Origin of the sequence: Ectopseudomonas khazarica (genome assembly GCF_017915135.1) — a bacterium.
GTDB classification, from domain to species: domain Bacteria; phylum Pseudomonadota; class Gammaproteobacteria; order Pseudomonadales; family Pseudomonadaceae; genus Aquipseudomonas; species Aquipseudomonas khazarica.
The window spans coordinates 3,916,886-3,943,319 of the sequence record NZ_CP068551.1 but is presented as its reverse complement, the minus strand read 5'-3'; the positions used below and the strand labels follow the sequence as shown (position 1 = coordinate 3,943,319).

The window sequence follows — 26,434 nt, the reverse complement described above, 5'->3', positions numbered from 1 at the left end:
TCAGCCGCCACTCACTCAGGCTTCGCGGCTGAAGCCGCTCCTGCCGGCAGGCAATGAGCATCTGGAAAACGCCAACTGTACCTGTTGCGCGGCGTGGCATGCAGGCATGCTGGCCGCTCCCGTACGGTCAGGAAGATCCTAATGCCCCTCGCGTTTCATCAGGTCGACGCCTTTACCGACCAACCCTTCGCCGGCAATCCGGCCATGGTCTATCGCCTCGATGCCTGGCTCGACGACGGCCTGATGCAGCGCATCGCCGCCGAGCACAACCTGGCGGAAACCGCCTTCATGGTGAGGCAGGGGAGTGCCTGGCACATCCGCTGGTTCACGCCCGCCAGCGAGGTGCCGCTCTGTGGCCACGCCACGCTGGCCGCCGCCAAGGTGCTGTTCGATATCTACCAGGATCCCGCCGAGGTGTTGCACTTCACCTGTCTGTCCGGCGACCTGCAGGTGGCGAGGCGGGGCGAGCGCCTGGAGCTGGACTTCCCGGTGCGTCGTGCCGAGCCCGTCATGCCGGTGCTGCGCGACGAGGCGGAGCGGGCCCTGGGGCTCGAGGTGGAGCAGGTGCTGGCCTTGTTCAACGCTGACGGCAGCGTGCAGGAGCTGATGGTGGTGCTGGCCGCGGAGGCCGATGTGCGTGCGCTGCGGCCGGATCTGCGGGCCCTGGCCACACTGCCGGGGCTTGGCGTGCTGGTCACCGCCGGTGGGCAGCAGCATGATTTCGTCTCGCGCTACTTCGCGCCGAGCATCGGTATCGACGAGGACCCGGTGACCGGTTCGACGCACTGCATCCTCATGCCCTACTGGGTCGAACGCCTGGGGCGCACGACGCTGAACGCCTTCCAGTGTTCGGCGCGGGGCGGAGAATTGCTCTGTCGCCTGGACGGCGAGCGGGTGAAGATCGCCGGCCACGCCCGCCACATCGCCAGCGGTCAGCTGCTGCTCTGACTCAGTCGCTGCTGACCCGGCGCACGCCCGGCGAGTCGCTCAGCTGCAACTGCGCCGCGACACTGCCCAGGGCGGGGAAGGCTACCAGGTGGTCGGCGGCGATGCGGATACCCACCTCGTCGCCCTGCTGGTGATCGGCGTGGCTGGGGAATATCGACTCCAGCTGGCTGCCAGTCGGCAGTTGCAGGCGATACAGCGTGGCGGCGCCGAGGAAGGTCTTGCCGACGATGCGCGCCTTCAGCTCGCTGCCCTCGTCCGGCACGATGTCGTCGGGGCGCAGCAGCACATCCACCGCGCTGCCCTTGGCCCAGGTATAGGCGCGGTTGCCACGGATCAGGCCCAGTTCGGTCTGCACCGCCTCGGGGCTGAGCAACTGGCCACGGATGAAGTAACCCTGACCGATGAAGCTGGCCACGAAGGGGGTCAGCGGCTCGTGGTAGAGGTTGAAGGGCGTATCCCACTGTTCCAGGCGGCCATCCTTGAACACGCCGACGTGGTCGCTGACGGCGAAGGCTTCCTCCTGGTCGTGGGTCACCAGAATCGCGCTGGTACCACGGGCCTTGAGAATCTCGCGGACCTCATGGCTGAGGCGCCGGCGCAGTTCACCGTCGAGGTTGGAGAAGGGTTCGTCGAGCAGCAGCAGCTGCGGCTCCGGCGCCAGGGCGCGGGCCAGGGCGACGCGTTGCTGCTGGCCGCCGGACAGCTCGTGCGGGTAGCGCCTGGCTAGGTGGCCGAGCTTGACCAGCTCCAGCAGCTCGTGCGTCACGCGCTCGGCGTCGGGTTGCTTGCGGATGCCGAAGGCGATGTTCTCCGCGACGCTCAGGTGCGGGAACAAGGCGTAGTCCTGGAACACCATGCCGATGCGGCGTTTTTCCGGTGCCAGGGTAAAGCCGGCGCGCGAGATCACGGTGCCGGCCAGCTCGATCTCACCTTCGAGCACCGGTTCGAATCCGGCGATGGCGCGCAGGGTGGTGGTCTTGCCGCAGCCGGAGGGGCCGAGCAGGCAGCCGATGTCACCGGCATTGAGGTGCAGGTCGAGGTCCTGCACCACCTTGTGGGCGTGGTAGCCGCAGTTCAGCCCGCGCAGCTGCAGCAGTGGCTGGCTCATGCGTGGTGATAGGCCGGTTCGACCAGCATTTCCAGCAGCGCCTTCTGCGCATGCAGGCGGTTCTCGGCCTGGTCCCAGGCGACCGAACGCTTGTCGTCGAGCATGTCGATGCTGATTTCCTCGCCGCGGTGCGCCGGCAGGCAGTGCATGAACAGCACGTTGTCGGCCGCGCCGTCGAGCAGGGCAGGGGTGACCTGGAAGGGGCGGAACAGCGCCATGCGCTGCTCGGCCTCGTCTTCCTGGCCCATCGAGGCCCACACGTCGGTGCTGACCAGGTGAGCGCCGGCCACGGCTTCACGCGGGTCACGCACGACCTGCACGCGGTCGCCGGCCAGGGCGAGGAAGCGGGCGTCCGGTTCGTAGCCTTGCGGGCAGGCGACCCGCAACTGGAAGTCGAACTGGATCGCCGCCTCGATATAGGAGTTGCACATGTTGTTGCCGTCGCCGATCCAGGCCACCGTCTTGCCGGCGATGCTGCCGCGATGTTCGAGGTAGGTCTGCATGTCGGCGAGCAACTGGCAGGGGTGCAAGTCATCGGACAGGCCGTTGATCACCGGCACCTTCGACTTGGCGGCGAATTCGATCAGGTTGCTGTGGGCGAAGGTGCGGATCATCACCGCGTCGAGCATGCTCGACATGACGATGGCGGCATCGCCGATCGGCTCGCCACGGCCCAGCTGGGTGTCGCGCGGGGAAAGGAAGATGGCCTGGCCGCCGAGCTGGATCATGCCGGCTTCGAACGAGAGGCGGGTACGGGTCGAGGCCTTCTCGAAGATCATGCCCAGTACGCGATTCTTCAGCGGCTCGAAGAGTACGCCGCGATTGCGCAGGTCCTTCAGCTCGATGCCTCGGCGGACCAGCCCCACCAGTTCGTCCGGTGTGTAATCCATCATCGAGATAAAGTGTCTGACGCTCATCGTTAACTACCTTTTCACTACAGTTCGCAAGCCCGCTGCCGGTACTGATTCCGGCAAAAACAGCAGTGCTTGCGGCAGGAGGCCGCAGGGTGCGACGAAACAGGGGGAAGGCGCGATCTTATAAGGAAATGTCGCTGCTTGCCAACGAAGGGCATAAGCGGCGCAGTTTTCAGGGATTGCGCGGCGGCGTCTGTACCAGTTCTGTACCGTTCACCGGTTGATCCAGCTTCTGCAGTTCGGCCCAGTCGGATGTCGAATTGAGCCACCTTGCGTAAAGTGGAAAGGAACATTTGTACACTGTGCCCCAGCTGGTTGGCAATGAACGCGGGGTTCATGCCGGCCATCAGGCACATGTTCGCGTTGGTGTACTGGGCCGCTGGCGGATGCCAAGTGCGGCCATGGCCTGGCGAAAGTGGTCCTTGGTCGTGGAGTAGGATCGAATCCAGTCCACGTCCTTGCTCACCATCAACGCTGGTGCGAACACGTAGCGGCTCCTGCCCTCCGTGAGCCTCAGCGCCTGTTCCGGGGCATGCATGGCCGGGTCATTCTGCACGATGTACCGGTCGCGCTACGCCTCGACCCTCTCGTGTATCTCCCTCTCAACCATCACCCTGCTGATCTGTCCCGACGTGAAAAGCGTTATGACATGGGTTGGATGGGGCGCTGTCTTCGCTGGTGTTGCCTTGTGCTTGTGGGCAGTGGCAGACTGGAAACACTGCCGTTGGATACGGCCTGACAGGAAAGGACTCTGTGAAAATCGCTCTCGTGCTCTGCGCTGCTTCTTTGGCCATCGCTTACCTTGCAACAAGCCTGATTGGCGCCACTGCGCCGGGCTGGCATCCACTGCTGATGATGTAGCGTAAGCAGTCATCTCTTTCCTGACTTAAAGACTCCTCGTTCTGCTCACCACGTGCGAGCCTTTGCGCATGAAGAAAACTCATGCCTTGCCTTGCGAGGGGGCTCCCGTTCGATGCGACCCCGCCGCTCCTGCCTGGCATCCTGAAGAAATCAAGAGCGGCGCAAGTTGCCCCCTCTCCCCCTGCGGCGACTGACAAGTTCATGTTTTGTAAGCCTTTTCCCAAAGCCGCGTGCGAGATGTCACAAAACTGACATCGGCGCTTGCGCCGCTCTAGATCGGGGCCATAGGATGCCGCCGCCTTTCCAAGGCAATGCATTGCCCCCGTAATTGGGGTACCCATGGAAAATTGTGCAAAGGAGTTTTGCATGAAACACGTAGCCTACGCCGCAGCCTTCTCCGCTCTCGCCCTGCTGACTGGCTGTGCCAGCCAGAACGTTAGCCAACCGACTCTGCCACTGGGTGGTGGTGTCGAGACTAACCTGAAGGCAGACGTCAAGGTCGGCGAGTCCATCTCGGGTCAATCTTCGGTGAACATCCTGTTCGGTGTTCTGAAGCTGGGTGGTGACACTCAGTTCGCCGACGGCGTGACCTACGGTGGTGGCGAAGGTGGTTTCGCACTGGGTCTGGACCCGGTCGCTTCCGCCAAGTCCGCAGCTGCTTACAAAGCAGTCAAGGCCTCGGGTGCTGACGTGATCGTCGCCCCGCGTTACGAAGTGAACGTTCAGGATTACTTCGTATTCAAGACCGTTAACGTCAGCGTTACCGGCAAGAAAGGCACCGTTACCTCCATCCGTTAATCGGATCGGTACGCGCCTGAATCGGCAGGCTTGATGCCTGCCGATTCATGAGACGAACGCTGCTGGCGTCGTCCTCCCTCCCGGCCCATAGTTCCCTCCTGCGACCTGACCGGTCGTCTCGGATCAGAACAAGAGGCCAGGCCATGACCAAGTCCCTCCATTACCGTGCATGCCACCTGTGCGAAGCCATCTGTGGTCTCGCCATCGAAACCGAAACCCAGCCTGACGGCAGCACGCAGATTCGCTCGATCAAGGGCGACGCCCAGGACAGCTTCAGCCGTGGCCATATCTGCCCCAAGGCCGTGGCGCTGCAGGACATCCAGAACGACCCCGACCGCATTCGTCAGCCCATGCGCCGTATCGGCGAGCAGTGGCAGGCCATTGCCTGGGACGAAGCGTTCGAGCTGGTGGCCGAACGCCTGAGCGCGATCCAGGGCGCCCACGGGCAGAATGCCGTGGCCGTGTACCAGGGCAATCCCAGCGTGCACAACTACGGGTTGATGACGCACAGTAATTACTTCCTCGGTCTGCTGAAGACCCGCAACCGCTTCTCCGCCACCTCGGTCGATCAGTTGCCGCATCACCTGACCAGCCACCTGATGTACGGCCATGGTCTGCTGATCCCGATTCCCGATATCGATCACACCGACTTCATGCTGATCCTCGGCGGCAACCCGCTGGCGTCCAACGGCAGCATCATGACCGTGCCGGATGTGGAGAAGCGCCTCAAGGCCATCCAGGCCCGTGGCGGCAAGCTGGTGGTGGTCGACCCGCGGCGCAGTGAAACCGCGGCGATTGCCGACCAGCACCTGTTCGTGCGTCCGGGCAGTGACGCGGCGCTGCTGCTGGCACTGCTCAACACCCTGTTCGAGGAGGGCCTGACCCGCACCAGCCACCTGGCGGTCGAGGGGCTGGAGCAGGTGCGTGCTGCCATTGCCGGTTTCGATGCCGAGCGCGTGAGCGCCCGCTGCGGTGTGCCGGCGCCGACCATTCGCCAGCTGGCGCGGGACTTCGCCGCAGCCGACACGGCGGTGTGCTACGGCCGCATGGGCGTGTCCACCCAGGCATTCGGCACCCTGTGTCAGTGGCTGGTGCAACTGATCAATCTGCTCACCGGCAACCTCGATCGCAGCGGTGGCGTACTCTGCACCACGCCTGCGGTGGACCTGGTGGCGAGCACCTCGGGCGGCCATTTCGACCGCTGGCAGAGTCGGGTGTCCGGGCTGCCGGAGTACGGCGGCGAGTTGCCGGTCTCGGCCCTGGCGGAGGAGATGCTTACTCCGGGCGAAGGCCAGGTGCGTGCGCTGGTGACCGTGGCCGGCAACCCGGTGTTGTCCACGCCCAATGGCCGGCAGCTGGAGCAGGCGCTGGAAGGCCTGGACTTCATGCTCGCGGTGGATTTCTACATCAACGAGACCACCCGTTACGCCGACCTCATCCTGCCGCCCACGGCGCCGCTGGAGCACGACCACTACGACACCACCTTCAACGTCTTCGCCGTGCGCAACGTCACGCGCTTCAACGAGGCGATCCTGGCCAAGCCGGAAGGCGCGCTGCACGACTGGGAAATCTTCGTTGGCCTGGCCAAGGCGTTCGCGGCGCGCAACAGCCTGGAGCTGAAGCCGAGCATGGCGCCGGAGCAGATGATCGACATGGGCCTGCGCTTCGGCCCCTACGGTGATCGCAGCGAGCGCAAGCTCAGCCTGGCGGCGCTGCGCTACCAGCCGCACGGTATCGACCTGGGGCCGCTGCAGCCGAACCTGGCGGCGCGCCTGAAGACTCCGAACAAGACAGTGCAGGCCGCACCCGCGCAACTGCTGGCGGATCTGACGCGCTTCGCCGAGCAGGCGCAACCGGCTGACCAGCTGCTGTTGATCGGCCGGCGCCATGTGCGCAGCAACAATTCCTGGATGCACAACTACCACCGCCTGGTGAAGGGCAAGCCGCGTCACCAGCTGTTGATGAACCCGCAGGACCTGGCCAGTCGTGGCCTGGCCGACGGTCAGCGGGTGCAGGTGCGCTCGCGCGTCGGTAGCATCGAAGTGGAGGTGGCGGCCAGCGACGAGGTCATGGCCGGCGTGGTCAGCCTGCCGCATGGCTGGGGGCATGCCCGTCCCGGCGTGCAGATGGACATTGCCCGTGCCCAGCCCGGGGCCAGTGCCAACGACCTGACCGACGAGCGCCAGCTCGATGCGCTGTCAGGCAATGCCGTGCTCAATGGCGTGCCGGTAGAGGTGGTGGCCGCGTAGCGCGGATGCGACGCGGGGCCGTACCGAATGCGCCGCCGAATGGCCTGCTGGCCAGGCGGCGATGGCAAGGCCGAGCATTGTGCTCGGCTTTTCGCTACAATCGCGCCACCGTGGCGACCGTCGGGTCGCGAAGTCTATGCTGAGGTGCCCCATGGATATCATCGAAACCATCAAAGAGCAGATCGCCAACAACACCGTTCTGCTGTACATGAAAGGCTCGCCCAACGCCCCGCAGTGTGGCTTCTCCGCCCGTGCTGCCCAGGTCGTGATGGGCTGCGGCGAGAAGTTCGCCTACGTCGACATCCTGCAGAATCCGGAAATCCGCGCGAACCTGCCGAAGTACGCCAACTGGCCGACGTTCCCGCAGCTGTGGGTCGGTGGCGAGCTGGTCGGCGGCAGCGACATCCTCACCGAGATGTTCGAGAAGGGCGAGCTGCAGACCCTGATCAAGGATGCCGTGGGCAAAGCCGACGCCTGATCGCTGCTCCGGCAGACAAAAAAGAACCCGCCTCGGCGGGTTCTTTGCTTTTCGGCGTGCGGCAGGCGCCTCTACTTCTTCACCCACTGCCCGCCAAGCTGGATGAACTGGCCTGCGGGCGTGCGGTCGATGGCCTTCTTGCCGGCGATCGCTTCCACGTCGCTCAGGCTGATGCCGTTGTCATGTGCCACCTTCTGGTATTCGGCGCGGCGCGCCTGGTTGATCAGGCGGGCGATCTCGTCGGCCTGGCCGCCGGGTTGGACCACACCCAGGTAGCCGTTGGGTTGCTCGCCCAGCTGGCCGCTGGCCTTGGCGTCACCCAGGGCGCTCATCGCCTGGTTCAGGGTCAGGGCATAGGCCGGCAGGCTCAGGGTCAACGCCAGCAGCAGGGTCGAAAGGTATCGGATCATCATGTTTCTCCTTGAGGAAACGCTGCGCTATCGGGTTTCCGTCAGCGGCTATCCCGGTGTCTCGGGTACGCGTGGACTGCCTCAGAACAGGCCGCTGTCTTCGTTGAAGACGTTGTCCAGTGCCTTGTCCACCTTGATATAGATTTCGTGTTCGACCTTGACGTTCAGGTTGATGTTGATCGGCTCGTTGGGCATGGCCAGCTGCACCGTCGGCGTGCAGGCCTGGCACAACAGCCCCAGGCTCAGGACTGCGAGGAGGCGGTATAGGGGCATGGCGCTACTCCTTGGGCTCTTGAGGGACACGCTGGCGCATCCATCGCTGAATTCGTTGCTGGATGATGTCGTTGACCTTGTCGGTCAGCTGCAAGCTGGCCAGCAGGCTGGGAACGTCTTCCTGCAGGTTGATGTTGAAATTGATCGGCCGGCCCTGCTCGATGGCCGGGTTCTGCCCGTGCAGACGCAGACCCAGCTGCAGTGTGCCGGAGGTCGTGTAGTCGACGCTACCGTCGAGCAGATCGTAGTGGAAGTCTTCCAGCGCGTCGGTGACCAGCTTCATGCCCGGGTTGGCCTGGCCCATGGCGCGGATGCGCGGCGAGTGAAAGCGTAGCTGCCCGCCCGGCGCGCGCGCCTCGATCCTGCCTTGCTCCACGCTGATGCCCTGGCCAATACGCAGCGGCAGGCTGCCGTCGATCAGGCCGTTGCCCTCCAGACCCTCCGCCGGGTACACGCGAAACAGCGCCTGCAGGTCCAGGCCTTCGAGGCGCAGCGGCAGCAGCTGGCTTGGCTTGTCCAGCGCCCAGCTTGCCGGCGCCAGACTCAGGCTGCCGCCAAGAATGCCCAGTTCGGCGCGGCGATGTTCCAGGGTGCCGGCCAGCGGCTGGCGGAGGCTGGCCTGGTAGCTGGCTTGCAGGTGCAGCGGGCCGAGAGGGATGCCAGGGTCGATCTGCCCGGCGCTGAGGTTGGCCAGCTCCAGCGTCAGGCGGTCGCCGTTCACGCGCAGCTGCGCCTGAGCATCGACGCCGCCGAGCGTGCTGCGGTCATAGATGCCGGCCAGGTTGCGGCCGTTCAGATTGGCCAGCAGCGCCAGCGGCTTGCCCTTGGCCAGGCGCAGTGTGGCGTCGCCCTGGATACGACCGTTGTCGAGCGTCAGCAGGCCCGGCCAGTTGGCCAGGGTCTGGGCCAGCGGATTGCCGGCGCGCAGGAAGAGTTCATCGAGTCTGGCCGCGAGGCTCAGTTCATCGGCCTGGTTGCGCAGGTTCAGCGCCATGCTCAGGCCCGAGTCCGCCAGCAGCGCACCGTCGAGCGCCTGGCTCGCCTCGCTGGCGTCGAGGCGGCCTTGCCACTGCCAACCCTGCGCCTGCAGTGGCGGGTATTGCAGGCGTCGTGCGCGCAGTGCCAGCGGCCCGGACAGGCGTGTGGAGCCTGGCGTGCCACTCAGGTCGATGCCGTCGAGCGTGGCCTGGACGTGCTGCAGGTCGAGTTCGTCCACGCGCAGGCGCTGGATAGCAAGGCCTGCGTTCCTGCCGAGGCTGAACTGCCATTGCTGCGCCGTGGCATGGCCGCTCAGGTTGAGGTTCAGGTGCAGGTCATCGAGGCGGCTGCCGGCCAGCGTCAGGCGCTTGCTGCGTGCATCGAGTTGCAGCTGGCCGACGTCGAGCGCCCAGTCCTCTGCGGCCTGGCGCAGGCCGAGCGTGGCGTCGGCCTGCAGTTCGAGTGGCCCCTGGGCGGCGAGCGTCAGACGAAGGGCCAGCTCATCGTCCGTGGCGCTGTCCATGGGCGCTATCCCCAGCTGCAGCTGCTCGGGGCGCAGGCCGGCCGGGACGTTCTGCAGCCAGGCCGCGTCGCGGCTGTCCAGCTGCAGCTCGCCTTGCGCCTGATACGCCTGCCAGCGGCCGCCGGTATTGCGCAGGTCGAGCGCCAGCGCACCGCTGATCGGGCCTACGCCGGGGAGCGGCCAGGGCTGCGGCAGGCGCGCATCGATCCGCAGCCAGCCGGGGGCTGTCAGCAGTGCGTCGAGCTGCCGGGCCTCGCCAGGCAACTGCAGTTGCCATTGCGCGCTGACGCCGGCCTGCTGTGGCGTGCTCGGCAGCTGCGGGCTGGCGGCTGGCAGCCACTCGCTCAGCCAGGTGCTGACCCAGGCCAGGTCGGGCAGGGGGGCGACCTCCAGGTCGCCGCTCCAGCGCATGGCGGCATCGGCCTGGGGTCTGAGGTCGCTGCGCAGATCCAGTTGCGGCTGATCGTCCAGGCGCATGCTCATCTGCAGCTGGCGGCTGCTGTCCGGCTCGCTGCCCAGCCCCTGCAACTGTGCCTGCAGCGTGGCACTGTGGCCTGCCCGCAGCAGCTGCAGTTGCACCAGTAGCGCATCGTCCAGCCGTTGCAGGGTGAGATGCCCGTTCAGGGTGCAGCGACCGCTTGCGCAGGGCAGCTGCGCCGCCATCTCGCGCACGCTGATCTGGCGCGGTAGCCAGGGCAGGGCGTCGAGCAGATCGCGCAGGGGACGGGCGGGGTCGTCAGTGTCCGGGCTGTCCTGCTGCGCCTGTGGCGCCTGCCAGTCGGCCCGCAGCCCCTGCACCAGCAGGCGGTAGCGCGGCGCCTCGCTGGCCAGCCAGTCGAGCTGCACCTGGTCGGCCTGCAGCTGGAGTTCGCTGTCCAGGCGCCGGGTCAGGCTGACGTCGCTGAAGCGTACCCCGCGCCAGGACAGGCTCAGGCGCTGCCAGTCCAGCTCGATATGCTGCTCCGCGAGCAGTTGCTGCACGCGGTAGCCGGCGTAGCAGGCCAGTAGCGACAGCAGCGCCAGTATCGCTGCGCAGGTGCTCGCCCAGAAACGCCGGCGGCTCATGAGTTCTCCTTGCTCGATGCACTGGCGCCGACGTTAACCGATGCTCCCCTGGGTGCCAAGCCGCTTTCCGTGCTATGGTGTGTTCATGGCTTTTCATATGTGTTTTGTTGAAAACAAGCTGAAGGGATGATGTGATGAGTGCATTGATTCGCAGCCAGCCTGATGCCGATGCGGTGCTGGCCAAGGCGTTGCTCAATACCCGTGAGCAGCTGGGCCTGACCCAGCAGGAGCTGGCCGATATCGTCGGTGTGCACCGCAGCGCCATCAGTCGCTGGGGGGAGCACGGCGGCTTGCGTCCGCAGAGCAAGACCGGTGAGCTGGCGTTGTTGCTGATCCGCGCCTACCGGGCGTTGTTCGCCCTGTTTGGCGGCAACCTGCAGGACATGCGGCACTTCCTGCGTACCGAGAACCGTCATCTGGCTGGCGTGCCACTGCAGCAGATGGGGCAGGTACAGGGCCTGGTGCGTGTCGTCGAGTACCTGGACGCCATTCGCGGCAAGGTCTGAGCCGCCACTCGCAGCCTGCTGCGCGCCGACCGTGCCGCGTCGAGCACAGGCTCTACTCTCGGGAGTGATCGCCATGGACATCTGGCAACAATGCGCGGGCGAACGGCAGGTTCGCCCGCTACGCGGCAAGCTGCTGCGCATGGTGGAAAGCCAGGCGCAGGTGGCCACCTCGCAACTGGTGGACAACCTGGCGGAGCAGGCGCTGCTCGAAGACCTGCTGGAGAACAGCAAGCCGCCGCTGCCCGAGGCTGCCGAGCCGCTGCACTATCTGCTCAAGACGCCGTTCCGTTATCCACCGCTGCGCTGGGGCTCGCGCTTCGGCACGGTGCACGAGCCGAGTCTGTTCTACGCCGCGCAGCATCTGCAGACGGCGATGGCCGAGGCGGCGTACTACCGTTTCGTGCTGTGGAACGGCATGCTCAGCCCGCCGCCCAGTGGGCGCATCCTCTCCGAGCACTCGACCTTCGAGGCGCGTTATCGCGTCGAGCGCGGTATCCAGTTGCAGTTGCCGCCCTTCGATGCGCATGCCGCGCTGCTCGCGCATCCCAGCGATTACAGCGTCGCCCAGCGGCTGGGCGCGGCGATGCGCGCGGCGGATATCCAGGCGTTCGAGTACCGCTCGGCGCGTTGCCCCGCAGGTGGCAGCAATGTCGCGCTCTATGTGCCGCAGGCGTTCGCCGAGAAACGGCCACGCAACCTCACGGCCTGGTTGTGCGAAACCACGGGTGATTACGTGGCGTTCAAGCCCGCTCAGGTTCCCGGACAGCCGCGACTGTTTCGCTGGGAGCAGTTTCTGGTGCAAGGGCAGTTGCCACACCCCGCATGAATGCTGCCGCAGCGCTGGCGATGCCCCGAAACAGAGCGCTGCGCGGATATGTCGCACGGAGTTGTGCACAATGCTGAGGCAGCCTGTCATCTCACTGTCAGAACCGCCGCTAAACGTTTGATTTTTCGTGGTTGATTTTTAAGTCAATGAAAAATATGCATTTTTTTCATTGGTGAAAAAATCGTCAGTTTGACCGGAGCGCCCATGGCATCGGGCCTGACGGCGCTTTCGCCCAAGTTGTGCACGGAGTTATCCACAGGTTCTGTGGATTGTGTGGCGGGGCTGGCGGAGTCGCCCGAAACAATCGCCTGGCGGGACTTTACCTTGGCAAAAAAAGGAGTAGAGTGGCGCGCCCCGGCAGTTACCCCTGTTTTTCTTATGCCTCGCGCTTTACCGTCGTCATCCTCCGCAGCCCGTCCAAGCTCTTCTCGTCTGCCCATGCGCGTCGCGCTGTGGCTGCTCGACAATCCGCGTCTGGGCAAGACGCCCAGCGTCAAGCGCATCGCCGGCAACCTGCTCAAGCAGCCTGCACGCAAAGGCTGCGTGCAGGCGCAGAGTCGCCTGGGTCAGCTGCTCTGCCGCGACTGCGGCAACACCCGTGACCGCCGCATCGGCTACGAGCTGCTGCGCCAGGCCGCCCGCGCGGGTGATCGCGGTGCCCAGCAGGAACTGCAGCGTCTGTCGCGCTGACCGCGTACTGGCCCCGTGTGAATCGTCCGCTGGGTATACTGCTCGGCGGTCAAACATGGAGCGTCTATGCCAATCGATCCCCTCTCTCTTGCCATCGGTGCCGTCGCGGCGCTGGTGCCGCTCCTGGCCGGCATCTGGTCACTGCAACGCCGGCTGGCCCGCGAACAGAGCGAACAGGCGCTGTTGCAGGAGCGCCTGGAACACGCACAACTCGGCCAGGCCGGTGTGCTCGCGCAGCTCGATGCCTGCCGCGCCGAGCTGGCCGAGGTCAGTGAGATCAAGGTCGATCAGCAGACCGAACTGGCTGGCCTGCGTCGCGAGAACGAGTTGCTGCAGCAGGAGCGGCAGATCTCGCGCGAGGCGGCACAATCCTGGAACCAGCAACGTGAGCGCAACGAAGCCGAACTGCGCCGGCTGACCGCCGAGTGCGCGGCGCTGGCCGCCGAGCTGCAGGAGAATCGCGACAACCAGCAACAGCGTCTCGATGACCTGCAGGGTGCACGCAACGAGCTGCGCGCGCAGTTCGCCGAGCTGGCCACGGCGATCTTCGACGAGCGCGAGCAGCGCTTTGCCGAGACCAGCCAGCAACGCCTCGGGCAGTTGCTCGATCCGCTCAAGGAGCGCATCCAGGCGTTCGAGAAGCGTGTCGACGAGAGCTATCAGCAGGAGGCGCGCGAGCGCTTCTCCCTGGGCAAGGAACTGGAGCGCCTGCAGCAGCTCAACCAGCGCCTGGGCGACGAGGCGACCAACCTGACGCGAGCGCTGAAAGGGCAGAAGACCCAGGGCAACTGGGGCGAGCTGGTGCTCGAACGTGTGCTGGAGCATGCCGGCCTGGAGAAGGGCCGCGAGTACCAGACCCAGGTCAGCCTCAAGGGCGCCGGTGGCGAGCGTTTCCAGCCCGATGTGCTGATTCGTCTGCCGGGCGACAGGCAGGTGGTGGTCGATGCCAAGGTCAGCCTCAGCGCCTACCAGCACTATGTCGCAGCCGCTGACGAGGCGGTACGCCAGCAGGCGCTCAAGCAGCATCTCGTCTCCTTGCGCAGTCACCTGAAGGGCCTTTCCGGCAAGGACTACCAGCGTCTCGAAGGCCTGCACAGCCTGGACTTCGTCCTGCTCTTCGTACCGATCGAGGCGGCCTTCGCGGCTGCCTTGCAGGCCGAGCCGGACCTGTTCCAGGAGGCGTTCGAGCAACAGGTGGTGATCGTCAGTCCGACCACCCTGCTGGCCACCCTGCGGGTCATCGACAGCCTCTGGCGCCAGGAGCGCCAGGGCCAGAACGCCCGCGAGATCGCCGAGCGCGCCGGCCAGCTGTACGACAAGTTCGTGGCCTTCGTCGCCGACCTGGACGAGATGGGCAGTCGCCTCCAGCAGTTGGACAAGGCCTACGCCAGCGCCCGCAACAAGCTGGTCGAAGGGCGTGGCAACCTGGTTGGCCGGGTGGAGAACCTCAAGCTGCTGGGCGCACGCGCCAGCAAGAGCCTGCCGGGCGAACTGCTCGAGCGTTCCGCCGATCTGCCGGCGCTGGATGAGCTGGGCGAGTGAGCGGCGTTCGGCGCTGATCCAGGCCGCCGCGCCGTTGCACCCGCGTTGCCCAGGCGTTCACGCGGCGCCTTTCTCCGCGGCTGCGCGCAGGGCCGCCGGCGAGCTGGCCAGATAGTCCAGCGCGGCCTGCAGGTCGCCCTCGATGCGCGGGTGAAAGCGCGGATCGAAGTAGCGCAGCACGGAACGTCCGACGCTGGCGGTGCTCGGCAGCAGGCCGCGCTTGCCCAGGTCATGCCACATGCGCAGGAACCCCGGGCGATAACGCGTGGCCGGGTCCTGGCGCATCATCACCTTCATCGCATCGCTGAACAGGTAGAGCAGCGCCGGAGAGGCGATCAGCATGAACAGCCAGCGCATCGCCAGGCTGCCGCCCAGGTGGACGTGCAGGTCGTGGGCGACGCAGCGGTGCTCCACTTCCTCGGCGCCGTGCCAGCGCAGCAGGTCGAGCATCACCGGGTCGGCGTGATCGAGCCCACGGCTGTTGACCACCCAATCTCCCAGCACGCAGGTGAAGTGTTCCACCGCCGCGATCAGGCCGACGCGCTGGCGTAACCACCAGGTTTGCAGACGCCGGCTCAGGCGATTTTCTCCCAGGGGGTAGTCGCACAGCAGCTTGTCGAACAGCCAGTCGACCTTGCGTGTGAAGGGGCGCGGATCGATGCCGTGGCGGCGCAGGTAAGGGGTCAGCGCGCTGCCGTGGGCTCGGGCGTGCTGCGCCTCCTGCAGCACGAACCCGCGCACGTCCTCGCGCAGCCTGGGGTCGCTGACCTGCGGCAGGGCCTTGTTGTACACCTTGCAGAACCAGAACTCGCCGGCCGGCAGCAACAGGTGCAGGCCGTTCATGATGTGCGAGGCCTCCGGCTCGTTCGGCACCCAGTGCAGAGGCGTGTCGCTGAAATCGAAGCGCACCTTGCGCTGTTGCAGGGCGGGTTGCTTGCCTGGATTCATGGTTGCGCTCGTTCCAGTTCGTTGACGTAATCGCGCAGCCAGCCGGCCAGCCTGGCCGGTTTGGCCAGCAGCTGCCAGTGGCCGGCGCGCACTTCGCGGCGGGTCAGCAACGGCGCCCAGTGCTGCAGGTCGTCGAACAGCTGCGGGCGCACGAAGCGGTCGTTCAGCGCCACGATCAGCTGCAGGGGCACACGGCTACTGCGCGTACGCGGATGCAGCAGGCTGCGGATGAAGTTGGCGCGATACAGCTGCACGCCGCGCATGCCGTCGGCGCGTTGCGTGCTGCTGGGGGGCAGCTCGCTGACGCCCTCCAGGCAGCTCAGCAACCAGGGCCAGGCGCGATCCAGACCCAGGCGCCAGCACAGCTCCGGCAGCAGCGGGGTGTGGAAGAAGGCGATGTACCAGGAGCTGAGCAGCTGACCCAGCGCCTGCAGCAGTGCCCTGGGGCGGCGCAGGCTCAGGCGTTCGCGCAGCCAGTGGCCGACATGGTCGAGGCACGGTCCGGAGAGGCTGGTGTAGGACGCCAGCAGCGGCTGGATGCGTGGTTCGGTCACCGCTTCCCAGCTCTGGATCGAGCCCCAGTCGTGGGCGACCAGGTGTACCCGGCGACCTGCGCTGGTGGTGTGGATGACCGCTTCGAGGTCGCGCGCCAGCTGTGGCAGGCGGTAGTCCTGCACGCGTCGCGGCACCTGCGACGCGCCGCAGCCACGCACGTCGTAGGCGACGATGCGGTAGTCGTTGGCCAGCTCGCGGATCAGCGGCAGCCAGACCTCGTGATTGTCCGGATAGCCATGCACCAGCAGCAGGGTCGGGGCATCGGCCTTGTCCCAGATGTAACTGCGCAGGCGCAGGCCGTCGCTGTGAACGTCCAGTTGCTGCGGCGGCAGGTCGTGGCGTTGCAGGGGCGCGTTCATCGGCTAGGACCGACGAGCAGGATGAGCGGGAACATGGCAGGCTCCGGGCAATGACGATTACATTGTTTGATGTAATTGTCATTGTTGAGCGCCAGGTGGCCTTTGCCTAGTCGTTGCGCCAGCGTTCGAGCGCAAGCGTTACGGCGTTACCGGCGTGTGTCGAAGCGCTCTGCAACGGGGGACAGCGCCAGCAACGGCGGTTTTCGGCCGGGGCAATGGTGAGCAAGTCCAGCCCTTGGTTGGGGCGCCGGCAACGGTTGGCGACGGCCTCGGCGCCAGACTATGATCGGCGCATGACTGAGGTTTCCCTGTTCTTTCAGCGCCTGCTCGGCAGCGCCGCGCCTGCGTCGGCGGCGGTCGTCGCCGAATACACGGTCGACGAGCTGGCCCAGGCCGCGCAGACCACCGTGCGCAACGTGCGCGCCTATCAGGATCGCGGGCTGCTGTCGCCGCCGGAGCGGCGTGGGCGTGTCGGCATCTACAGTGGCGAGCACCTGGCGCGGCTGCGCCTGATCGGCCAGTTGCTGGAGCGCGGCTACAGCATCGCCAGCATTCGCGAGCTGTTCGACGCCTGGTCCCAGGGGCGCGACCTGGCTCACGTGCTGGGGCTCGAGCAGGCCATCCGTGGCCCGGGGGAACCGGAGCAGCCGGGGCGCCTGGAGTTCGCCGAGTTGCAGGCGATCTTCGCTGACGATCTGGATGACGCGCTGATCGAGCGGGCACAGGCCATGGGCCTGCTGCAGTTCGCCGGCGATCACCTCAGCGTGCCCAGCCCGCGATTGTTCTCGGCCGGGGTGCAGCTGTATCGCGCCGGCATTCCCCTGCCGGCGCTGCTGGATGAGCTGGAGTCGATCCGGCGGCATGTCGAGCAGGTCTCCACCGGCATCGTGCAGATGATCGCCGGTCATCTGGTCAACCCGCTGTTGCAGACCTCGCTGCCGCATGCCGATCAGCTCGAGGGCCTCAGCGCCCAGCTGCTGCAGCTGCGTCCGCTCGTCGAGCAGGTGGTCGAGGCCGAGCTGGCACGTGGTCTGCCGGTGGCCGCCAACCGCGAGCTCAGCGAGCGCGTGCATCAGCTGCTGCAGGGCTTCCTGCAGCGCAGCTAGTTGTGTAAACCCAGTACGTTGTTCAGTGGAAGCGGTGCTCTGCTGATCGGGGGCAGGTATCCGAGGCTGGCGTGCAGTCGGTGCCAGTTGTAGTGATGCAGCCAGGGCAGCAGGTGCGCTGCTCGCTGCTGTGAAGTGTCGTAGCTACGGGCATAGGCCCATTCACGCAGGCTCGTTTGGATGAAGCGCTCGGCCTTACCGTTGGTGCGTGGCGTATAGGGCTTGGTACGGATGTGTTTCAGCCTGAGTCGAGCACACAACCGTTGAAACGCCCGGGACCGATAACAGGCGCCGTTGTCTGTCATGACGCGCCGAAAGCAGATGTTCAGCCCGCGGTAGTAGCGCAGTGCTTGCAGCAAGGCCCGGCAGGCGCTGCTGCCGCGCTCATCTGGATGCAGGCTGGTGAACGCCAGTCGGGGCGCATCGTCGATAGCCACGTGCATGAACTCCCAGCCGGCGCCGTCGGAGCACTGCTGACGGTCGCCAGTGACTCGATGCCCGGGTTTCCAGAAGCGGCCAAGCTTCTTGATGTCCAGGTGCAGGAGATCGCCGGGATTGGCGTATTCATAACGCACCACCACAGGAGCAGGTTCCAGCTCAGCCAGCCGATGAAAGCCGGCCTGCTTGAGGCGGCGGGCCACGGTACTGACGGCCAGGCCGAGTATCTGGGCGATCTGCCGGTAAGTCTTGCGAGAGCGACGTAGCTCGATCAGTTGCTCGACCAGAGCGATTGCCGTGGCATGGGGGCATGAGTGCGGACGTGATGAACGATCCATCAGGCCAATCTCACCTTCCTCACGAAAGCGTTTGAGCCACTTGTAGGCTGTACGCACACTGACGCCAGCGGCTTGTGCCGCATCTTCGACTCGCAGACCGTTGAGCATGCGCTGCACGAGAAGGGCTCGACCTCGCGGGGTAAGACGGGCATGTTTATGCAGGTTCATCCGGGGCTCCTGGAAGGCTGTGTTGGTCGCGCTTCCAGAATTCCGGGAATGCCCCGGATGAACAACCTACTGAGAGATCACAGCTAGTCGTCCGCCACCCGTCCGATCAGCCGCGCAGGACCAGATGGCGGCTGAGCAGGGCGCGCAGGGCGGCGGGCTTGACCGGTTTGGGCAGGTAGTCGAGGCCCGCGGCATGCACGGCGGCGACCAGCTCGGGGCGGCCGTCGGCACTGATCACCACGCCGGGCACCGGCTCGCCCAGGCGGGTGCGCAGCCAGGCCATCAGTTCGGTACCGGTCTCTCCCTCGTCCAGGTGGTAGTCGACCAGGGCCAGCTGCGGATGCACTTCCTCGCTGAGTAGGTGCTCGCACTCCAGGCGGTTGCGCGCCGTCCACACCTGGCAGCCCCAGCGCGACAGCAGGCTGTACATGCCGGTGAGGATGCTGTCTTCGTTGTCGATGCAGATCACCTGGATGCCCTGCAGCGGCTGGCCGTCTGTCGCGGACAGGGCAGGGGCCTGGGGCTTCGCAGCGGGTTTTCTGGCCAGTGGCACGCTGACGCTGAACACGCTGCCCTTACCCGGCCAGGAGCGCACCTCGAGGCGGTGGGACAGTACCCGGCAGAGCCCGTCGGCAATCGCCAGGCCCAGGCCCAGGCCTTTCTCGGCGCGCGTCTGGTGGCTGTCCAGGCGCTTGAATTCCTCGAAGATCACCTTGCGCTTGTCCTCGGGAATTCCCGCGCCCCGGTCCCAGACCTCCAGGCGCAGCTGCCCGCCCTCGCGGCGCACGCCGAGCACGACACGGCCCTTGGCGTAGCGGAAGGCGTTGGTGAGGAAGTTCTGCAGCACCCGGCGCAGCAGCTTGATGTCGCTGTCGACCCATTCGCGACTGCCGTGCACGCGCAGGTCGATGCCCTGTTCCACGGCCAGCACGCCGAACTCGGCGGCGAGGGTATCGAACAGGTTGGAGAGGGCGAACGGATGGCGATCCGGGGCGATGCGGCCGTTCTCCAGGCGCGAGATGTCCAGCAGGTCGGTGATCAGGTCCTCGGCCGAGCGCAGCGAGCTGTCCAGGTGCCTGACCAGCTCCTGCGCTTCGCCGGGCAGTGCATCGTCCTGGTGGGCCAGCGCCGCGGAGAACAGGCGCGCGGCATTCAGCGGTTGCATCAGGTCATGGCTGACCGCCGCGAGGAAGCGCGTCTTCGACTGGTTGGCGGCCTCGGCGTGCGCCTTGGCCTCGGTCAGCGCCTGGTTCAGTTTCGACAGCTCGTGGGTACGTTCGGCGACACGCCGCTCCAGGCTCTCGTTGGCATCCTTGAGGGCGCGCTCGGCTTCGCGGAATTCGGTGATGTCGGTGAAGCTCATGACGAAGCCGCCGCCGGGCATGGGGTTGCCGATCAGCTCGATCACCCGGCCGTTGGGGAACACCCGTTCGTAGCTGTGCGCGGTGCCCTGGCGCATCCAGTACAGGCGCTTGGCCACGTTCTCCTCGACATCGCCGCCGCCGAGCATGCCGCGCTGGGCGTTGAAGCGGATGATCTCGGCAATCGGTCGGCCGACGTAGATCAGCCCTTCGGGGTACTCGAACAGCTCCAGGTAGCGATGGTTCCAGGCCACCAGGCGCAGGTTCTGGTCGACCACGCTGATGCCCTGGGTGATGTTCTCGATCGCCCCCTGCAGCAGGGCGCGGTTGAACTGCAGCACCTCGCTGGCCTCGTCGACGATGCGCACCACATCCTCGACCTGCATTTCCCGGCCTTCGATCGCGGCCCTGACCACGGCGCGGGTCGAGGAGGCCCCCAGGACCCCGGCGAGCAGGCGCTCGGTATGCGCGATCCATTCGCTGTTGGCCGGCTGGTTGGGGTCGAAGTCCTTGCCTTTGCCCTGGCGCAGGGCGAAGCGGGTGAAGCTCTGCCGCGCCCGTTCCTCGCCGACGAAGCGGCTGGACAGCATCAGCAGGTCCGCTACCTGCACGGCCAGCAGGCTGCGCCCGCTCGGCTTGGTGCCCAGGTCATGGCCGATGAAACGACCGGCTTGCCAGTGCTCGGAAACGCGCGTGCGGGAGAACCAGGAGACCCAGGCGAACAGCAGCATGTTGCCGGCCAGCGACAGCACCACGCCACGGGTCAGCGGGTCGACGTGCAGGCCGATGGGGGCGTACAGCAGGGTGGTCAGACCGGGGAAACCGTGCAGCGACCAGCCCATGCCACGGGCGGCCAGCGGCAGCACCAGGGTGTAGAACCACAGCAGCGCGCCGACGATCAGGCCGGCGAAGACGCCGCGACGGTTGGCCTGTTTCCACACCAGGGCGCCGAACATGGCCGGCGCGAGCTGGCCGATGGCGGCGAAGGACACCTGGCCGATGGTGGCCAGGCTGGTGCCTTCACCGAGCAGGCGATAGCAGACGTAGGCCAGCAGCAGGATCAGCACGATGCTGACCCTGCGGGCAGTGAGCATCCAGTGGCGGAAGGCCTCGAACGGGCGCTCGGTGCTCTGCCGGCGCAGCAGCCAGGGCAGCAGCATGTCGTTGGAGATCATGGTCGACAGCGCCACCGAGGCGACGATCACCATGCCGGTGGCGGCCGAAGCGCCGCCGATGAAGGCCAGGACCGCCAGGCCCGGATGCGCTTCGGCCAGGGGCAGGCTGATGACGAAGGAGTCGGGGGTGACGCCGGCCGGCAGCAGCATCTGCCCGGCCAGGGCGATGGGCACGACGAACAGCACGGCCAGCACCAGGTAGGCCGGAAACACCCAGCGTGCCAGGCGCAGGTCCTTGGGCTCGATGTTCTCGACCACGGTGACATGGAACTGCCGTGGCAGGCAGACGATGGCGATCATCGCCATGCCGGTCTGCACCAGCATGGCCGGCCAGTTCACCGCCTCGTTCCAGAAGCTGTCCAGCTCGGGGGTGCTGTGGGCCTGGGCGAGCAGGTCGTTGAAGCCGTTGTACAGGCCGAAGGTGACGAAGGCGCCCACGGCGAGGAAGGCCAGCAGCTTGACCAGCGACTCGAAGGCAATCGCCAGCACCATGCCCCGGTGGTGTTCGGTGACGTCGAGGTTGCGCGTGCCGAACAGGATGGTGAACAGGGCCAGTACCAGGGACACGATCAGCGCGGTGTCCTGCGCGCTGGTGCCGGTGTCCAGCGCATGCTCGCCGATCAGCAGGTTGACCCCGAGCACGATGCCCTTGAGCTGCAGGGCGATGTAGGGCAGCACGCCGACCAGGCAGATCAGCGCCACGACGATGGCCAGCGACTGCGACTTGCCGTAGCGCGCGGCGATGAAGTCGGCGATGGAGGTGATGTTCTCCTGCTTGCTGATCATCACCATCTTCTGCAGCACCCAGGGCATGCTCAGCATGAGGATGATCGGCCCGAGGTAGATGGGCAGGAACGACCACAGCTGCTCGGCGGCCTGGCCCACGGCGCCGAAGAAGGTCCAGCTGGTGCAGTACACGGCCAGCGACAGCGAGTAGACCCAGGCGCGAATCTTCGGCGGCATGGGCGTGCTGCGACGGTCTCCATAGAAGGCGATGGAGAACAGGATGGCCATGTAGAGGAGGGCGACCGCGGCGATCAGCCCGGGGGACAGCGACATGCAGGCTCCGGAACGCAGGGTGGAATGAGGTGAGCCTGGCACCCGAGGCGAGGCTGATGATGATCAGTGTTGCACAAAGCGGCAGTTCGTCGGCTGCGACCAAGGTCGCAGGCTGCCCGGCGCACTTTGCGACAGGACTTGATTGTGCCGCAGGCATTGGCCTGATAGCGTGCCGGGTTTGCGACTCTGTCCGAGGAAGGACCCTATGTTCAAGCCGCAACTGGTGACGTTGCAACGGGGCGCCCTGCGCCTGGAACCGCTGTCCGATGCCGACATCCCGGCGCTGGTGGCGCTGGCCGAAAGCAATCGCGACGAACTGCTGTACATGAGCGGCACTCAGCGCCTGGACTGGTACCGCAGTGCGCTGGCCGATCTGCGTGAGCAGCGCGCGTTGCCGTTCGTCGTGCGTCTCGGTGACGAACTGGTCGGCACCACGCGCTTCGCCGAATTCATGAACACCCTGCCGGCCTGCGAGATCGGCTGGACCTGGCTCGACCGCAGCCAGCACGGCACCGGCCTGAACGGCACGATCAAGTACCTGATGCTCAGGCATGCCTTCGACAACTGGGGCATGGTGCGCGTGCAGTTGAAGACCGCCGGCAGCAACCTGCGCTCGCAACGCGCCATCGAGAAGCTCGGCGCCGTGCGTGAAGGGCTGCTGCGCAACCACCGCCGGCTGGCCGATGGCCGCCTCGACGATACCGTTCTCTACAGCATGACCGACCTGGAGTGGCCGGCCGTGCGGGAAGCCCTGGAGGCACGCTTCGGCGCCTGAGCCCTGATGGAGAGTCGCGAGCAGACCCGTTTCTGGCAGGCCTCGGCGCTGTGTGGCGTCGAGCTGCTGCAGGCGCGCTATCTCCAGCAACGCTTCGCCCCGCACGTGCACGAGGGGTTCGTCTTCACCGTGATCGAGCACGGCGCCCAGCGTTTCCGCCACCGTGGCAGCGACCACCTGGCGCCGCAGGGCAGTATGGTGCTGATCAACCCGGACGAGGTGCACACCGGCTCCAAGGCGCACGACGACGGTTGGCGCTACCGTGGCTTCTATCCCGACAACGCCCAGGTGCTGGGGGCATTGCAGGAACTCGGGCTGGCCAGGTCCGGCATGCCCTCGTTCGCCGTCAGCGTGCTGGATGACCCGTGTCTGCACACGGCCTTCCTGCAGCTGCATCGCCTGCTGGAGGACGGCGCCGAGGCGCTGCAGCAGCAACTGGCCTGGCGCGAGGCGATTCTGCTGCTGTTCCAGCACCACGGGCGGGTCGGCGAGGCGGCCGCGCCGGGGCGCGAACCCTGGGCGGTATCCTGCGCCAAGCAGATGCTCGCCGAGCAGTTGCTCGAGCCGCCATCGCTGGAAGAGCTCGCCGCCGCGGTCAATCTGTCCCCCTTCCATTTCGCCCGGGTGTTCCGCCGCGCGACGGGCTTGCCCCCCCATGCCTGGCTCAAGCAGCGGCGTCTCGAACAGGCGCGGGCGCTGCTCAGGAGCGGTTGCTCCGCGATCGGCGTGGCCACGCAGCTGGGCTTCGCCGACCAGAGCCATCTGTCGCGGCAGTTCAAGCAGGTCTATGGCGTCAGCCCCGGCGAGTACCGCAAGGCCTGTCTGAGCTGATCCCTGGTCAGCCTGCAGAGCCGTTGTGTTCCCGGCATCCAGGCATAAAAAAACCGGCGCCCCTCACGGGTACGCCGGTTCTTCACGGGCAGGGTCGATCAGAATTCGTGATCGGCGGTGTCCGGGTTCAGGTCGCTGATGCCCAGCTTGCCGGCTGCCTGCTCGATGGCACCGGTCTGCTTGACCAGGGCGGCGATGGCGTCGCGTACCAGTTGCTGGCCTTCGGCGTTGTCGGCGGCGATCAGCTGATCGAAGTGCACGTTGTTCTTCTCGGCGCTGTCGACCAGGGCCTGCAGCTTGGCTTCGGTGTCCTGCAGGTCGGCCTTGAGCGTGGTGTCGGCCTGGGCGTCGGCCTTGGCCACCAGGTCGGCCAGGCTCGGGCCGGTCAGGGTGCTGCCGTCGACCTTCTTGTACTCGCCCAGGTAAACGTTGCGAATGCCCTTGCCGTTGTAGAAGTGCGAGTTGTGCGTGTTGTCGCTGAAGCAGTCGTGCTCGTCTTCGGTGGAGTTGGCTTCCAGCGCGACCTTCATGCGCTCGCCGGCCAGTTCGCCCAGCGACAGGCTGCCCATGCCGAACAGCATCTTGCGCAGGCCGTTCTCGCCCGAGTCGGCGACCAGCTCGCTGCGGTAGTTGCCTTCGACGCCGTCCTTCCACTGCTCGACCATGTCATTCAGGTCGCTGACCAGCAGATCGGTGGCGGCCTTGAGGAAGGCACGGCGACGCTCGTTGTGGCCACCGGTGGCACCGTCGCCAACCAGGTAGTCGGTGTACGGACGCTCGCCGGCACCCGGGTTGGTGCCGTTCAGGTCCTGGCCCCAGAGCAGGAATTCGATGGCGTGGTAACCGGTGGCGACGTTGGCCTCGGAACCGCCCAGCTCGTTCAGGCTGGCCAGCAGCTCACCGTTGATCTCGGTGACGTCGAGCTTGTCTTCGCCGACCTGGATCTCGGTGTTGGCGATGATGTTGGCTTGCGCGCCCGGGTTGCCCAGTGCGTGCTGGTAGTCGTCGGCGACGTAGTCGATCAGGCCTTCGTCCAGCGGCCAGGCGTTGAGCTGACCTTCCCACTCGTCCACCACCGGGTTGCCGAAGCGGAACACTTCGCTCTGCATGTAAGGCACACGGGCCGCCAGCCAGGCTTCACGCGCGGCTTTCAGGTTGGCTTCGCTGGGCTCGGCGAGCAGGGCGTCGACCGCGCTCTGCAGCGCCTTGCCGGTGCTGGCGGCGTCGCTGAAGACCGCGAAGGCCAGGTCGGCGTAATGATTGACCACCGCCTTCGCAGCAGCCTCGTCGACCTTCGCGGCAGGCGCAGGGGCCGCGCTCTCGGTGGCGGCGGCAGGTGCGGCGGCCTGGGGAGCGGGGGCTTTGTCTTCGCCGCAGCCAGCGAGGGAAATGGCGATGGCCAGCAGGCTGGCGGAGGCCAGGGGCATACGAATCATGGCGGGGTCCTTTGCGTTAACGAAATGGGCCTGATACTCGGTGGTACCTGAAAAACTGCGACATAATGCAAATGTTTCGCATTATGTGTAAAGGCCATTATGCGTCGCTGTGCAGGATATCGCTGTCGAGAGGCGCGGCTGCCGCTAGAATGCCAGCACCTGATTCGCAGTTCTGCATGGAGAAAACTGCATGAGCCTGACCACCGTGATCGTGATCGTTGTCCTCGTCCTGCTGGGTGCCTACGCGGTGTCGTTGTACAACGGCCTGGTGCGCCTCAAGCATGGCGTCAGCAAGGCCTGGTCGAACATCGACGTGCTGCTCAAGCAGCGCCATGACGAGCTGCCCAAGCTGGTCGAGACCTGCAAGCAGTACATGCAGTACGAAAGCGCCACGCTGGAGCGCGTCATCGCAGCGCGCAGTGCCGTGGCCAGCGCGCGCGAGCAGCACGATGTCAGCGCCCTGGGCAAGGCCGAGAGCGGCTTGCGCGCCGGCCTCGGCCAGTTGTTCGCCCTGGCCGAGAACTACCCCGAGCTCAAGGCCAACGACAGCTTCCAGCACCTGCAGCAGCGCATCAGCGGCCTGGAGAACGGTATCGCCGACCGCCGCGAGCTGTACAACGAAGCGGTCAACCTCAACAACGTGCGCATCGAGCAGTTCCCGGACGTGATCGTCGCGCGCATGTTCAACTTCCGCGAAGCCGAGCTGCTGGTGTTCAGCGATGCCGAGAAGGCCGACGTCGACATGAAATCGCTGTTCGGTTGAGCATCCGCCGGTGATGCAGGGTGATCCTTTCGGTTTCTTCCTAACGCTGGCTTTCGCCCTCGGTGCTTTTCTGGGTGGGGCCTGGTGGTGCCTGCGGCGCTGGTCGCAGGCGCGTCATCTGCTCGATACGCCGACCTCGAAGATTCGTTCGGCGGCGCAGGGCTACGTCGAACTCTACGGTGTGCTCGAGGCGCTGCCGGACATGCAGCTGAGCGGGCCGCTGACCGGCAAACCGTGTCTGTGGTGGCGCTTTCGTATCGAGGAATACCGCTCCAGTGGCAGCAAGCGCAGCTGGCGGGTCGTCGAGAGCGGAGCCAGCGATGCCTGGCTGCGCCTGGTCGATGGCACCGGAGAGTGCCTGATCGACCCGCGGGGTGCGGAGATCCGCGCGGCGGTGCGCGAGGTCTGGGAGGGTAACCTGCGCCATCCGCTGGGGCCGGCCAAGACCGGCCTGCTCGGCTTCCTCAGCAGCGGCCAGCGCTACCGCTACAGCGAGGAGCGCTTCCACGTCGGCCAGCCGCTGTACGCCATCGGCGACTTCAGCACGCATGGCGCCGCGCAGCAGGGCTTCGACATGCAGTCGGCGCAGGGCGAGGTGATCCGCGAGTGGAAGGGCGACTACGTCGGCCTGCTGCGGCGTTTCGACAGCGACGGCAATGGCCAGCTCGATGAGCAGGAGTGGAACCGCGTGCGCCTGGCCGCGCAGCTGGAGGCCGAGGACCGCCATCGACTCAAGGCGGCGGAGCCGGCGCAGAACCAGATGGCCAAGCCCGGAGAGCGCCAGCCCTTCATCCTTTCCAACAGCGGCGAGGACGAGCTGGCCCGTGGCTTCTACTGGCAGGCAGCGGCTGGCGCCGTGCTGTGCCTGGTCGGCGCGCTGGCGACGGCCTGGCTGTTCGGCGTGCAGAGCTGGTAGCGCCTGGCATACCGACTGGCGCACATGCAAACGCCGC

24 protein-coding genes are annotated in these 26,434 nt (G+C 66.1%); 13 read left to right on the top strand and 11 right to left on the bottom strand.

The window, feature by feature from the left end; all coding sequences use genetic code 11:
* Positions 1-141 precede the first annotated feature (141 nt).
* A complete protein-coding gene (locus JLK41_RS18595; RefSeq protein ID WP_210389564.1) occupies positions 142-948 on the top strand; it encodes a PhzF family phenazine biosynthesis protein in 807 nt (268 codons plus the stop codon).
* A gap of 1 nt (position 949) precedes the next feature.
* On the opposite strand, the gene JLK41_RS18590 is transcribed toward JLK41_RS18595, so the two are convergent.
* Both JLK41_RS18590 and argF read right to left on the bottom strand, forming a co-directional pair.
* Positions 950-2,056, bottom strand: coding sequence for an ABC transporter ATP-binding protein (locus JLK41_RS18590; RefSeq protein WP_037049312.1), 1,107 nt, complete (start codon positions 2,054-2,056; stop codon positions 950-952).
* Positions 2,053-2,973 carry an ornithine carbamoyltransferase gene (argF, locus tag JLK41_RS18585; protein WP_037049310.1) on the bottom strand — a complete coding sequence of 307 codons (921 nt, stop codon included), beginning with the start codon at positions 2,971-2,973 and terminating at the stop codon, positions 2,053-2,055. Before argF ends, JLK41_RS18590 begins: the two co-directional genes overlap by 4 nt.
* Before the next feature lie 1,224 nt (positions 2,974-4,197).
* Here argF and JLK41_RS18580 point away from each other — a divergent pair.
* The 3 genes from JLK41_RS18580 to grxD all read left to right on the top strand — a co-directional run bounded on the left by JLK41_RS18580 (position 4,198) and on the right by grxD (position 7,356).
* Positions 4,198-4,629, top strand: coding sequence for a hypothetical protein (locus JLK41_RS18580; protein ID WP_047588458.1), 432 nt, complete (start codon positions 4,198-4,200; stop codon positions 4,627-4,629).
* A 143-nt stretch (positions 4,630-4,772) separates the two neighbouring features.
* The gene (locus JLK41_RS18575) at positions 4,773-6,878 is read left to right on the top strand and encodes a molybdopterin oxidoreductase family protein (RefSeq protein ID WP_210389563.1); all 2,106 of its coding nucleotides are present in this window, start codon (positions 4,773-4,775) and stop codon (positions 6,876-6,878) included.
* Positions 6,879-7,029: 151 nt separating this feature from the next.
* Entirely contained in the window at positions 7,030-7,356 is a 327-nt protein-coding gene (grxD, locus tag JLK41_RS18570; RefSeq protein ID WP_037049304.1) for a Grx4 family monothiol glutaredoxin, read from the top strand.
* Positions 7,357-7,427: 71 nt separating this feature from the next.
* On the opposite strand, the gene JLK41_RS18565 is transcribed toward grxD, so the two are convergent.
* The 3 genes from JLK41_RS18565 to JLK41_RS18555 form a co-directional block, all read right to left on the bottom strand.
* On the bottom strand, positions 7,428-7,766 hold the full coding sequence (locus JLK41_RS18565; protein ID WP_210389562.1) for a YdbL family probable chaperone protein: 339 nt from the start codon (positions 7,764-7,766) through the stop codon (positions 7,428-7,430).
* 81 nt (positions 7,767-7,847) lie between these two features.
* Complete coding sequence (locus tag JLK41_RS18560) at positions 7,848-8,039, bottom strand: YnbE family lipoprotein (RefSeq protein ID WP_037049298.1); 192 nt, start codon at positions 8,037-8,039, stop codon at positions 7,848-7,850.
* 4 nt (positions 8,040-8,043) lie between these two features.
* Positions 8,044-10,605, bottom strand: coding sequence for an intermembrane phospholipid transport YdbH family protein (locus JLK41_RS18555; RefSeq protein WP_210389561.1), 2,562 nt, complete (start codon positions 10,603-10,605; stop codon positions 8,044-8,046).
* A 134-nt stretch (positions 10,606-10,739) separates the two neighbouring features.
* Between JLK41_RS18555 and JLK41_RS18550 the strand changes: the two genes are divergently transcribed.
* Together JLK41_RS18550 and JLK41_RS18545 are read left to right on the top strand one after the other, a co-directional pair.
* Positions 10,740-11,111: an XRE family transcriptional regulator gene (locus tag JLK41_RS18550; protein WP_210389560.1), complete on the top strand. Its 372-nt coding sequence runs from the start codon at positions 10,740-10,742 to the stop codon at positions 11,109-11,111.
* Positions 11,112-11,184: 73 nt separating this feature from the next.
* Positions 11,185-11,937: an RES family NAD+ phosphorylase gene (locus JLK41_RS18545; protein WP_037049289.1), complete on the top strand. Its 753-nt coding sequence runs from the start codon at positions 11,185-11,187 to the stop codon at positions 11,935-11,937.
* 143 nt (positions 11,938-12,080) lie between these two features.
* Here JLK41_RS18545 and JLK41_RS18540 read toward each other — a convergent pair whose 3' ends face one another.
* Positions 12,081-12,377, bottom strand: a complete 297-nt coding sequence (locus JLK41_RS18540) for a hypothetical protein (RefSeq protein WP_152489372.1) — start codon at positions 12,375-12,377, stop codon at positions 12,081-12,083.
* On the opposite strand from JLK41_RS18540, the gene JLK41_RS18535 reads away from it, so the two are divergent.
* Together JLK41_RS18535 and JLK41_RS18530 are read left to right on the top strand one after the other, a co-directional pair.
* Positions 12,376-12,627 (top strand): SEL1-like repeat protein, encoded by a 252-nt coding sequence (locus JLK41_RS18535; protein ID WP_037049286.1) that lies wholly within the window; start codon positions 12,376-12,378, stop codon positions 12,625-12,627. The two genes, JLK41_RS18540 and JLK41_RS18535, sit on opposite strands and share 2 nt — an antisense overlap.
* Positions 12,628-12,693: 66 nt before the next feature.
* Positions 12,694-14,169, top strand: a complete 1,476-nt coding sequence (locus JLK41_RS18530) for a DNA recombination protein RmuC (RefSeq protein WP_047586382.1) — start codon at positions 12,694-12,696, stop codon at positions 14,167-14,169.
* A 57-nt stretch (positions 14,170-14,226) separates the two neighbouring features.
* Here the strand turns inward: JLK41_RS18530 and JLK41_RS18525 are convergent, their stop codons facing one another.
* Together JLK41_RS18525 and JLK41_RS18520 are read right to left on the bottom strand one after the other, a co-directional pair.
* Positions 14,227-15,117: a metal-dependent hydrolase gene (locus tag JLK41_RS18525; RefSeq protein ID WP_210389559.1), complete on the bottom strand. Its 891-nt coding sequence runs from the start codon at positions 15,115-15,117 to the stop codon at positions 14,227-14,229.
* Entirely contained in the window at positions 15,114-16,031 is a 918-nt protein-coding gene (locus JLK41_RS18520) for an alpha/beta fold hydrolase (RefSeq protein ID WP_210389558.1), read from the bottom strand. The genes JLK41_RS18525 and JLK41_RS18520 overlap by 4 nt, the downstream gene beginning before the upstream one ends.
* A gap of 293 nt (positions 16,032-16,324) precedes the next feature.
* Between JLK41_RS18520 and JLK41_RS18515 the strand changes: the two genes are divergently transcribed.
* The gene (locus tag JLK41_RS18515; RefSeq protein ID WP_037049265.1) at positions 16,325-17,137 is read left to right on the top strand and encodes a MerR family transcriptional regulator; all 813 of its coding nucleotides are present in this window, start codon (positions 16,325-16,327) and stop codon (positions 17,135-17,137) included.
* Here the strand turns inward: JLK41_RS18515 and JLK41_RS18510 are convergent.
* Positions 17,134-18,081: an IS481 family transposase gene (locus JLK41_RS18510; RefSeq protein WP_210389557.1), complete on the bottom strand. Its 948-nt coding sequence runs from the start codon at positions 18,079-18,081 to the stop codon at positions 17,134-17,136. The two genes, JLK41_RS18515 and JLK41_RS18510, sit on opposite strands and share 4 nt — an antisense overlap.
* Positions 18,082-18,187: 106 nt before the next feature.
* Positions 18,188-21,676, bottom strand: a complete 3,489-nt coding sequence (locus JLK41_RS18505) for a hybrid sensor histidine kinase/response regulator (protein WP_210389556.1) — start codon at positions 21,674-21,676, stop codon at positions 18,188-18,190.
* Between the two features lie 205 nt (positions 21,677-21,881).
* Between JLK41_RS18505 and JLK41_RS18500 the strand changes: the two genes are divergently transcribed.
* Together JLK41_RS18500 and JLK41_RS18495 are read left to right on the top strand one after the other, a co-directional pair.
* Complete coding sequence (locus tag JLK41_RS18500) at positions 21,882-22,451, top strand: GNAT family N-acetyltransferase (protein WP_152489368.1); 570 nt, start codon at positions 21,882-21,884, stop codon at positions 22,449-22,451.
* Positions 22,452-22,457: 6 nt separating this feature from the next.
* Entirely contained in the window at positions 22,458-23,282 is an 825-nt protein-coding gene (locus tag JLK41_RS18495; RefSeq protein WP_037049257.1) for a helix-turn-helix transcriptional regulator, read from the top strand.
* 98 nt (positions 23,283-23,380) lie between these two features.
* On the opposite strand, the gene JLK41_RS18490 is transcribed toward JLK41_RS18495, so the two are convergent.
* Positions 23,381-24,718: an imelysin family protein gene (locus tag JLK41_RS18490; RefSeq protein ID WP_037049254.1), complete on the bottom strand. Its 1,338-nt coding sequence runs from the start codon at positions 24,716-24,718 to the stop codon at positions 23,381-23,383.
* 190 nt (positions 24,719-24,908) lie between these two features.
* Between JLK41_RS18490 and JLK41_RS18485 the strand changes: the two genes are divergently transcribed.
* Positions 24,909-25,481: a LemA family protein gene (locus JLK41_RS18485; RefSeq protein WP_037049251.1), complete on the top strand. Its 573-nt coding sequence runs from the start codon at positions 24,909-24,911 to the stop codon at positions 25,479-25,481.
* Between the two features lie 10 nt (positions 25,482-25,491).
* Positions 25,492-26,397 carry a GIDE domain-containing protein gene (locus JLK41_RS18480; protein WP_037049248.1) on the top strand — a complete coding sequence of 302 codons (906 nt, stop codon included), beginning with the start codon at positions 25,492-25,494 and terminating at the stop codon, positions 26,395-26,397.
* Positions 26,398-26,434 lie beyond the last annotated feature (37 nt).

Bases quoted from the DNA above. Each gene is read 5' to 3' on its own strand.
- JLK41_RS18590 (WP_037049312.1), bottom strand. From the start codon at position 2,056: ATGAGCCAGCCACTGCTGCAGCTGCGCGGGCTGAACTGCGGCTACCAC.
- JLK41_RS18485 (WP_037049251.1), top strand. From the start codon at position 24,909: ATGAGCCTGACCACCGTGATCGTGATCGTTGTCCTCGTCCTGCTGGGT.
- JLK41_RS18490 (WP_037049254.1), bottom strand. From the start codon at position 24,718: ATGATTCGTATGCCCCTGGCCTCCGCCAGCCTGCTGGCCATCGCCATT.
- JLK41_RS18505 (WP_210389556.1), bottom strand. From the start codon at position 21,676: ATGTCGCTGTCCCCCGGGCTGATCGCCGCGGTCGCCCTCCTCTACATG.
- JLK41_RS18510 (WP_210389557.1), bottom strand. From the start codon at position 18,081: ATGAACCTGCATAAACATGCCCGTCTTACCCCGCGAGGTCGAGCCCTT.
- JLK41_RS18560 (WP_037049298.1), bottom strand. From the start codon at position 8,039: ATGCCCCTATACCGCCTCCTCGCAGTCCTGAGCCTGGGGCTGTTGTGC.
- JLK41_RS18545 (WP_037049289.1), top strand. From the start codon at position 11,185: ATGGACATCTGGCAACAATGCGCGGGCGAACGGCAGGTTCGCCCGCTA.
- JLK41_RS18535 (WP_037049286.1), top strand. From the start codon at position 12,376: ATGCGCGTCGCGCTGTGGCTGCTCGACAATCCGCGTCTGGGCAAGACG.
- JLK41_RS18540 (WP_152489372.1), bottom strand. From the start codon at position 12,377: ATGGGCAGACGAGAAGAGCTTGGACGGGCTGCGGAGGATGACGACGGT.
- grxD (WP_037049304.1), top strand. From the start codon at position 7,030: ATGGATATCATCGAAACCATCAAAGAGCAGATCGCCAACAACACCGTT.
- JLK41_RS18575 (WP_210389563.1), top strand. From the start codon at position 4,773: ATGACCAAGTCCCTCCATTACCGTGCATGCCACCTGTGCGAAGCCATC.
- JLK41_RS18520 (WP_210389558.1), bottom strand. From the start codon at position 16,031: ATGAACGCGCCCCTGCAACGCCACGACCTGCCGCCGCAGCAACTGGAC.
- JLK41_RS18495 (WP_037049257.1), top strand. From the start codon at position 22,458: ATGGAGAGTCGCGAGCAGACCCGTTTCTGGCAGGCCTCGGCGCTGTGT.
- JLK41_RS18525 (WP_210389559.1), bottom strand. From the start codon at position 15,117: ATGAATCCAGGCAAGCAACCCGCCCTGCAACAGCGCAAGGTGCGCTTC.
- JLK41_RS18500 (WP_152489368.1), top strand. From the start codon at position 21,882: ATGTTCAAGCCGCAACTGGTGACGTTGCAACGGGGCGCCCTGCGCCTG.
- JLK41_RS18555 (WP_210389561.1), bottom strand. From the start codon at position 10,605: ATGAGCCGCCGGCGTTTCTGGGCGAGCACCTGCGCAGCGATACTGGCG.
- JLK41_RS18580 (WP_047588458.1), top strand. From the start codon at position 4,198: ATGAAACACGTAGCCTACGCCGCAGCCTTCTCCGCTCTCGCCCTGCTG.
- JLK41_RS18550 (WP_210389560.1), top strand. From the start codon at position 10,740: ATGAGTGCATTGATTCGCAGCCAGCCTGATGCCGATGCGGTGCTGGCC.
- argF (WP_037049310.1), bottom strand. From the start codon at position 2,973: ATGAGCGTCAGACACTTTATCTCGATGATGGATTACACACCGGACGAA.
- JLK41_RS18515 (WP_037049265.1), top strand. From the start codon at position 16,325: ATGACTGAGGTTTCCCTGTTCTTTCAGCGCCTGCTCGGCAGCGCCGCG.
- JLK41_RS18565 (WP_210389562.1), bottom strand. From the start codon at position 7,766: ATGATCCGATACCTTTCGACCCTGCTGCTGGCGTTGACCCTGAGCCTG.
- JLK41_RS18595 (WP_210389564.1), top strand. From the start codon at position 142: ATGCCCCTCGCGTTTCATCAGGTCGACGCCTTTACCGACCAACCCTTC.
- JLK41_RS18530 (WP_047586382.1), top strand. From the start codon at position 12,694: ATGCCAATCGATCCCCTCTCTCTTGCCATCGGTGCCGTCGCGGCGCTG.